At 28.0% G+C, this 8,287-nt stretch carries 9 protein-coding genes; 7 read left to right on the top strand and 2 right to left on the bottom strand.

Annotation, left to right across the window (positions count from 1 at the left end; genetic code table 11):
• Together RSF37_RS08480 and RSF37_RS08475 are read right to left on the bottom strand one after the other, a co-directional pair.
• On the bottom strand, positions 1-1,099 hold a 1,099-nt coding region (locus RSF37_RS08480), incomplete at its 3' end, for a phytoene desaturase family protein (RefSeq protein WP_332563974.1).
• Between the two features lie 3 nt (positions 1,100-1,102).
• Entirely contained in the window at positions 1,103-1,744 is a 642-nt protein-coding gene (locus RSF37_RS08475; RefSeq protein ID WP_332563973.1) for an undecaprenyl diphosphate synthase family protein, read from the bottom strand.
• 136 nt (positions 1,745-1,880) lie between these two features.
• Here RSF37_RS08475 and RSF37_RS08470 point away from each other — a divergent pair, with 136 nt between their 5' ends.
• From RSF37_RS08470 to RSF37_RS08440, 7 genes are all read left to right on the top strand, one after another.
• A complete protein-coding gene (locus RSF37_RS08470; RefSeq protein ID WP_332563975.1) occupies positions 1,881-2,567 on the top strand; it encodes a Crp/Fnr family transcriptional regulator in 687 nt (228 codons plus the stop codon).
• A 52-nt stretch (positions 2,568-2,619) separates the two neighbouring features.
• Positions 2,620-3,393, top strand: a complete 774-nt coding sequence (locus RSF37_RS08465) for a formate/nitrite transporter family protein (protein WP_332563972.1) — start codon at positions 2,620-2,622, stop codon at positions 3,391-3,393.
• Positions 3,394-3,406: 13 nt separating this feature from the next.
• Positions 3,407-4,426: an anaerobic sulfite reductase subunit AsrA gene (gene asrA / locus RSF37_RS08460; RefSeq protein WP_332563971.1), complete on the top strand. Its 1,020-nt coding sequence runs from the start codon at positions 3,407-3,409 to the stop codon at positions 4,424-4,426.
• Positions 4,416-5,210, top strand: coding sequence for an anaerobic sulfite reductase subunit AsrB (asrB, locus tag RSF37_RS08455; RefSeq protein ID WP_332563970.1), 795 nt, complete (start codon positions 4,416-4,418; stop codon positions 5,208-5,210). Before asrA ends, asrB begins: the two co-directional genes overlap by 11 nt.
• 15 nt (positions 5,211-5,225) lie before the next feature.
• Positions 5,226-6,197 carry a sulfite reductase subunit C gene (asrC, locus tag RSF37_RS08450; RefSeq protein ID WP_332563969.1) on the top strand — a complete coding sequence of 324 codons (972 nt, stop codon included), beginning with the start codon at positions 5,226-5,228 and terminating at the stop codon, positions 6,195-6,197.
• A gap of 261 nt (positions 6,198-6,458) precedes the next feature.
• Positions 6,459-7,658 (top strand): glutamyl-tRNA reductase, encoded by a 1,200-nt coding sequence (hemA, locus tag RSF37_RS08445; protein ID WP_332563968.1) that lies wholly within the window; start codon positions 6,459-6,461, stop codon positions 7,656-7,658.
• Complete coding sequence (locus RSF37_RS08440; RefSeq protein ID WP_332563967.1) at positions 7,616-8,287, top strand: NAD(P)-dependent oxidoreductase; 672 nt, start codon at positions 7,616-7,618, stop codon at positions 8,285-8,287. The genes hemA and RSF37_RS08440 overlap by 43 nt, the downstream gene beginning before the upstream one ends.

The raw sequence follows: 8,287 nt of genomic DNA, 5'->3' as shown, positions 1-8,287 counted from the left end.
AGTATTCTTCTTTTGATGTTGTATTAAGTTTACTATTACAATATATATATAGATTAGAATTCCCGTCTAAAATACCTTCAAAAGGGTAATTAATAATTTCTTTAAAATTATCTTTTATAATTATGTTATGAAGTGATAAGTTATCTATCCTTTTCTTTAATACTAAGTAAAGGATTAAAGAAGAACAAGATAAGTCATTCTTAGTAGTATAAGAATTTTCTAATTGCATTTTTTTAGGGATAAGTGTTTCTATTGCGTAAGGAAAGTCAGCACTACATACAACTATATCTGAAAATATTTCTCTAGAGCTTTTAAGACGTACTCCATATGCGGAAACTTCATTAAAAAGAATGCTTGAAACTTCAGTATTAAGTTTAATGCACCCACCATTATCTTTAAATATTTTTACTAGAGCATTAATAAATGCTGAAGTACCGCCTTCTATATAAAATAAGCCTAAACTGTGATTTATAAGAGGGAGCATTGAAAATAAAGAGGAACTTTCATAAGGAGATATACCCATATACATAGATTGAAAAGCTAATACTTCAATAAGTTTTTTACTTTTAATATGTTCATTTAAAAAGTCCATAGTTGTTTTGAGTGAACTAGTATTTAAAATTGCAGTAGCACTAGATGGTGATAGAATATTTGTAATATTCAATAAAGGTTTTTCTAAAAAGGATTCGTTAACTTTATTAAAATTTCTATCTGCCTTATTAATAAGATATAAGTAGTTTAAAAAATCATTAGGTGCTATTGATGATAGTGTTTCTTTAAGCTTTGGAATAAAGGAAGATATAACATAATTTGAACAATCATAATCAAAGAATACTTTGTATAGTGGATCAATAGATTTTATATTTAAGTAATCATGAATATTTAAACCAATATCTTTAAATAAATCTATATAAGGTTCAATTATTATCGGAATTGTAGCACATAAGTCAAATTTGAATTTATTATTATTTATTAAACATGTTTTACCGCCTATAAATGAATTCTTCTCTAAAATTGTAACAGAATAACCTAAATGCTGAAGACGGAGGGCAGCAGATAAACCACTAACTCCACCTCCTATAATAATCACTTTTTTCATTATTTAGCCTCCAAGAGTAATATCTTGTTTGTTATACCAATCTAATGCCTCAAAGAGATGAGTCTCTTTAAAATCAGGCCACAAGTCATCTAGTATATAAAAATCAGAATAAACAGATTGCACTGGTAAGAAACCACTAAGTCTTCTTCTGCCACCCCAACGTATAATTAAATCAATTCTTGATATATCATTTGATTGTATTGAAGAAACGATATTTTTAGTAGTACTTGTGGAATTTTTAAGGGAATAAAGATCCCATTCCCAAGCATAGTTTACAAGGAAGTTAACACGAAGCCCTCCAGAACCAAATTTTTTTCTAGTTGTATAAGGTAATAATTCTTCAGGAAAGTTTTTAGAATCCTTATTGCCTATTACAAGAAGTTCAGCATTTTCTTTTGATAATAACTTTACTGATTCTATGCAAGCATCAGTAAAAGCATTCTTCTGGACTGATGGTCTTTTGGTATTGTCTACAGTGAAACCGTAGAAAGTCATTTCTTTTATTCCTAACTTTTGACATTGTTTAAATAGTATAAGTCCAGGCAATATACCTAAAGAGTAACCTTTATCCTTTGAAAGTCCAACAGAAGATGCATATCTTCTATTTCCATCGGGAATAATCCCTATATGATTTGGAATTCTCATACTTTTTTCCTCCTAATTATTTAATTATTTTTATTATTTACAAATAAACAAAAATTATCCAAAAAATATTGTGAAAAATAGTTGAATTACATATAGAATGTAAAGTATAGTATAAAAGAATTTAAAGTGTAAGGTGATAATAGTGATAAATTTAGAAGACTTAAAAAGATTAAGTATGTTTGATGATATAAATGAGAATACATTAATTAAATTATCAAATATAGGAAACAAAGTTCAATTTAAAAAAGGGGAACATATTTTTAGAGATAAAGAGATTATTACAGGAATATATGTTATTTTATGTGGGAAAGTAGCATTATATAAGCTTAATGAGGCAGCTCATAAAAAAATAGTTTTTATACTTGGAGAAGGGATAATTAATGAAGTCGTATTAGAAGAGATGAAGTCTTCTGTAAATTGCGAGGTATTTGAAGATTCTAAAATATTAATATTCGATAAGAAAAGATTTATTCATGTTATGAGTGAGGATTTTGAATTAACAAAATTAGTTCTTAATTCTATGTCGCTAAAAATAAGAAGATTATATAGGCAGATGAAAAATGCAACTCCTCTTAAAATTGAGAAGAGGTTAGCAGCTAAGTTATGGAAGCTATCTAAGGATTATGGGATAGAGAAAGATAATGAAGTTATAATAGATCTTAACATAAGCATTGCATATCTATCTGATATGTTTGGTATGCCAAGGGAAACTATATCAAGAGCACTTAAAATCTTAGAAAATGAGGGTTTAATTAGAAAAGAAAGAAAGAAAATAATAATAAAAGATAGGGATAAACTATCTAGTTATTTTAGAGGTTTGTGATAATTATCACAGATTCATAAAAAAAAGGGGAATATAATTAGGAGGGAAAACAATGTATGGAGAAGATTTTAGTAAGGTAATACTAATGGCTAAAAAAAAGAGAAACTTTTTAAAGGATAATAAACTTGGGTATCTCTTAAGTGCCATGCTTGCAGGTCTTTTTGTGGGATTTGGAATAATGCTTGCTTTTACAGTTGGCGGAACATTGAACGAGGCGTCATCGCCGTATACGAAAATTATTATTGGGTTATCATTTAGTGTAGCTTTAGCATTAGTTATTTTTGCAGGAGCTGAACTTTTTACAAGTAGTAGTTTTGTTATGGCATCTGGAGTTCTTGGAGGAGAAGTTAGTTTAAAAGACTTAATAAAAGTTTGGTTTTTTTGTTACTTTGGTAATTTTATGGGTGCTATTTTAGGGGTAGGCCTTTATTATTCTTCAGGACTTTGGAAAGGAACATCAGGTGAGTATATGGCTTACTCTGCGATGAAGAAGATTGATGCTTCTTATTCTGAATTATTTATAAGAGGAATACTTTGTAACATACTAGTTTGTTTAGCAGTATGGTGCACTATAAGAATGAAAGAGGAAACAGGGAAAATTTTAGTAATGACTTTATGTATATATGTGTTCGTAACAACTGGGTTTGAGCATAGTATTGCTAATATGACATTATTAACTATAGGATATGTTGTACCTTATGGTGCAGTAACTTTAAGTGGTATTTTATATAATTTATTCTTTGTAACCTTAGGAAATATTGTAGGAGGAGTATTATTTGTTGCAGTCCCATATTATTTAATTTCAAAAAATAGACAACTTAATTAGGAAGGAGTTAATTATGGGATTCAAAATTAGAACTAAAGATTTAAATAACATTTTTGAAGATCTAAATAAGAACTATAAATTAGTAGCACCAACAGTTGTAGAAGGTGCTGGAAGATTTTCAGATATAGATGTTATAAGATATGAACAGGTGAAAAAAGTAGAAGAAATAGAATTTGATAGAAAATCAGATTATTCATTTAAGGAGGCATTGCTTCCTGTAACTCAAACTTTATTATTTTTCACTGAAGATGAATATAAAGAGCCTAAAATAGATGAGAAGCCTCAAATAATTTTCTTAAGAAGCTGTGATTTACATAGCGTTAAGAGATTTGATGATATTTACTTAAAAAATGGGTTTGAAGATCCTTATTATAAGAGATTAAGAGAAAAGGCTAAGTTTGTTTTAATAGGATGCGAAAATAGTTTTGAAAATTGTTACTGTGTATCAATGGGAACAAATAAAAATAATGAATATGACGCATATTTAAAAGTTTCAGATGGATATGCTTATTTAGATATAAAAGATGAAGAACTAAATAAATACTTTGAAGATATAGCAAAAATGGATATGGAGGTAACTCCGCAGTTTGTAAAGGAAAATGAAGTGAAAGTTAATATACCTGAAAACTTAAATACTAATATTTTCAAATCAAAGATGTGGGACGAGTATTCAGAAAGATGTATAGCCTGTGGAAGATGCAATTTTGCATGTCCAACATGTACTTGTTATACAATGCAAGATATTTATTACAATGACAACGAAAATGTTGGAGAAAGAAGAAGGGTATGGGCTTCATGTCAAGTACCTGGATATACAACTATGGCAGGTGGTCATGAATTTAGAAGAGCTAATGGAGAAAAGATGAGATTCAAAATTATGCATAAGGTTTATGATTATAAGAAAAGATTTGGTTATCATATGTGCGTTGGATGTGGAAGATGTGATGATATATGTCCAGAATATATAAGTGTATCAGGATGTATAAACAAATTAAAAGATGCTATGGATGAGGTGAATTCAAATGATAAATAATGAATATATACCATTTTCTTCAGAAATATTAGAAGTTGTTGAACATACTGATATAGAATATACATTTAGAATGGAATTCAAAGGTGATGTAAAGCCAGGACAATTCTTCGAGGTTTCAATTCCAAGATTTGGAGAGGTACCAATATCAGTAAGTGGTGTTAGTGAAAATTCTGTTGACTTAACAATTAGAAGAGTTGGAAAAGTTACAAACGAAATATTTAACAATTATGTTGGAGATAAATTATTTATGAGGGGACCATATGGTAATGGTTTTGACTTAAATAATTATAAAAATAAAGAACTAATAGTTGTTGCAGGTGGAACAGGACTATCACCAGTTAGAGGAGTTGTTGATTACTTCGCTAAAAATAGTAACGAAACAAAAGGATTAACATTAATTACAGGATTTAAAAGTCCTAAAGATATGCTATTTAAAGAAGATTTAAAAGAGTGGGATAAGGAATGTAACTTGATAGTTACTGTTGATTCAGCAGAAGATGATTATAAAGGAAATGTAGGGCTTGTTACTAAATATATCCCAGATGTAAATATAGATGATATGAATAATGTTCAAGTAATAGTTGTAGGTCCTCCTATGATGATGAAGTTTGCTGTTTTAGAATTCTTAAAACGTGGAATAGCAGAAAAAAATATTTGGATTTCACAAGAGAGAAAAATGTGTTGTGGACTTGGTAAATGTGGACATTGTAAGATAGATGATACTTATATATGTTTAGATGGTCCAGTTTTCAATTATACAAAAGGCAAACTTTTAATAGATTAGGAAGGTGAATGATTAATGGATATTAATACTAAAAAACTTAAGAAAAATGCCTTCAGAGTAACTAAGAAAAGAGGCTATACAGCATCTAGAGTTAGAGTTCCTGGTGGACATTTAAATGCTAAATTTTTAGGGATGATTCAAGAAATAGCTGATAAATATGGTAATGGAACAGTTCATATAACAACTAGACAAGGATTTGAAATTCCAGATATAAAAATGGAGTTTATACCGGAAGTTAATGAAATGCTACAACCTATAATAGAAGGTCTTGAAATAAACCAAGAAGATAATGTAAAAGGGTATAGTGCAGCAGGTACAAGAAATGTATCTGCATGTATCGGTAATAATGTATGTCCTTTTGGTAATTATAATACAAGTAGATTTGCAAAGAGAATAGAGGATGCAATATTCCCAAATGATCTTCATTTTAAAGTTGCATTAACAGGATGTCCAAATGATTGTATTAAAGCTAGAATGCATGACTTTGGTATAATTGGAATGACAAAGTCAGAATATGATCCATATAAATGTGTAAGTTGTGGTGCTTGTGTTAAGGCATGTGAAAAGAAAGCGACAGGGGCTTTAAGCTTTGAGAACTTTAAAGTAAGAAAAGATAAAAGTAAGTGTATAGGTTGTGGGGAATGTGTAGTTTCTTGCCCTACAAGAGCTTGGACAAGAAGCAAAAAAACTTATTATAGACTTTCAATAATGGGTAGAACTGGTAAGAAAAATCCAAGGTTAGGTGAAGATTTCTTAATTTGGGTTGATGAAGATAGCATAGTTAAAATAATAGAAAACACTTATAAATATGTTAAAGAATATATTTTAAAAGATGCTCCAGGTGGAAAAGAACATATTGGATACATTATAGATAGAACAGGATTTATGGAATGGAAAAAATGGGCTTTAGATGGAGTAACCCTTCCTGAAGATGTTATTATTAAAAATAATGTATATTGGAGTGGAATTAAGTATCCAAATACTTAAGTTACTATAATAAAATCATATGTATAGCATAAAATAATACTATTTGAATATCACCAAAGTTTGCGTTAAAATTAAAATGCAAAAAACTTTGGTGATATTTTTTAATTAGAAATATAATATTCAAAAAAATGATGTATAATAAAGAATATAAAGTTGCATAGGAAATTTAAGTATATTTTTTTGATTAATATATATTTGAATTTAAAATTTAGAATTTAAAATTTAGAATTTATAATTTAAAATTTTTAATGGAGTGAGAAGATGATATCAGTTTTAGGAATACAAAAGAATATTCCACTACATATAAGAGAAAAATTCTCTATAAAACCTAAAAAAAGAGAAGAAGCAATGATTAAATTAAAGGAAGACTTAAATGAGATTGTTATTTTAAGTACATGCAATAGAACAGAAATTTATTTTAATCATTCATTAAGTGAAGAAGAAGCATTTAAAAAAGTTTTTGAAGTTCTTAAATGGAATGAAGATTTAAGAAAATATGTATTTATCATAAACGGTGAGAAAGCGGTAAAACATTTGTTTAAAGTAATATGTGGTTTTCATTCAAAAATTCTTGGTGAAGATCAAATATTAGGTCAAGTAAAAGAAGCTTACTTTAATGCTTTAGAACTTAATACTATAAATTTAGAACTTCAAAGATTATTTCAAGAAGGGATAACATGTGGAAAGAAATTTAGAAATGAAGCAAAACTTTATGAAATACCAGTTTCATCAGCTTCAATAGCAGTTAATAAGAGTATAGTAAATAATTGCAGCAAGTTTATGGTATTAGGCCATGGAGATGTTGGAAAACTCGTTATTAAACATTTAATTTCTCATAATGTAGAAGAAATAATAATAGCAGTTAGAAATAAAGATTCCATAAACTATGAAGAAAATGAAAATATTAAAGTTATTAGCTTTAATGAACGTGGAAAGTACATAAATAATGTTGATGCTGTAATATCATGCACATCAGCACCACACACAGTTATAACTAGAGAAGAGATTGACGAGTGTGGAGATGAAATTATTATATTTGATTTAGCGCTTCCAAGAGATGTTGATGATAGTGTAGAGAAATTTGATCGAGTAACTATTTATAATATCGACGAGATAAGTAAAGTAGATGATGAAAATAAAGATTTAAGAAAAGCTAGAATGGATGATTTTTATTATTTAATAGAAGAATACTTACATAGCTACAATAATTGGAGAAAACTTAGAGAAATTACTCCATATATTAAAGAATTTAAAATTCATAGCAAAAATGTATATGAAAAAAGATATGAAACATTTAAGAATAAAGAAGGCAAGGATGATAAACTTGTTAATACACTTATGAAGAGTGTTTCAGATGCGTATGTAAATAGAGCTATTGATGTCTTGAAAGAGGAGACAGTAAAAGGAAGTGGCGAAGAATGTATGAGGATTCTAGAGAAGATATTCATAGAGAAAAATTAGAATATATTATGCTTTCTCTATTATCTAATAAAATTGATGTACTTATAATAGGTGGTGGAGAAGCTGCATTTATTAAAGTAAAAACTTTTTTAGATAGAGGTTGCAACGTAAAAGTTATAGCTAAAGAAGTTTCTAAAGAAATTTATTCTTTAAAGTCAGATAGATTAATTATTAGCATAGGAGAATTCACGGAAAGTTTGTTAGAAAATTATCATATAGTAGTAATAGCAATTAATGATAAACTAAAGGTAAAGGAAATAAAAGCTTTTTGTGATAAAAGTCATAAAATATATATAAATTCTACAAACTATAAAGATGGTTTAGGAGCACTTCCTATAAATATTAAAAGTGATGAAGCTCTAATTGGTATTAACACTTTTAAAGGTAATCCAAAAGCTTTAAAAGTAATGTCTAGTGAAATGTCTTGTAAGCTTAAATCTTTTGATGAATTTATAAGAATAACATCTATTATAAGAAATAATTCAAAGAATTTTAAAGATAAGAAAAAGGAGATACTAGACTTTATAATATGTAATGAATTTAAGGATGTTATAGAGAATGGACATTGTAAACTCCTACTTAGATTGTTTTATGAAGAGGAATTAGTAAATAAATTATTTGAAGATTAG

This window comes from Clostridium sp. (assembly GCF_036643715.1).
In the GTDB taxonomy this organism is placed as follows: Bacteria; Bacillota; Clostridia; order Clostridiales; family Clostridiaceae; genus Clostridium.
Note: the sequence above shows the minus strand (reverse complement) of the source record. Positions and strands in the feature narration are given on the sequence as shown.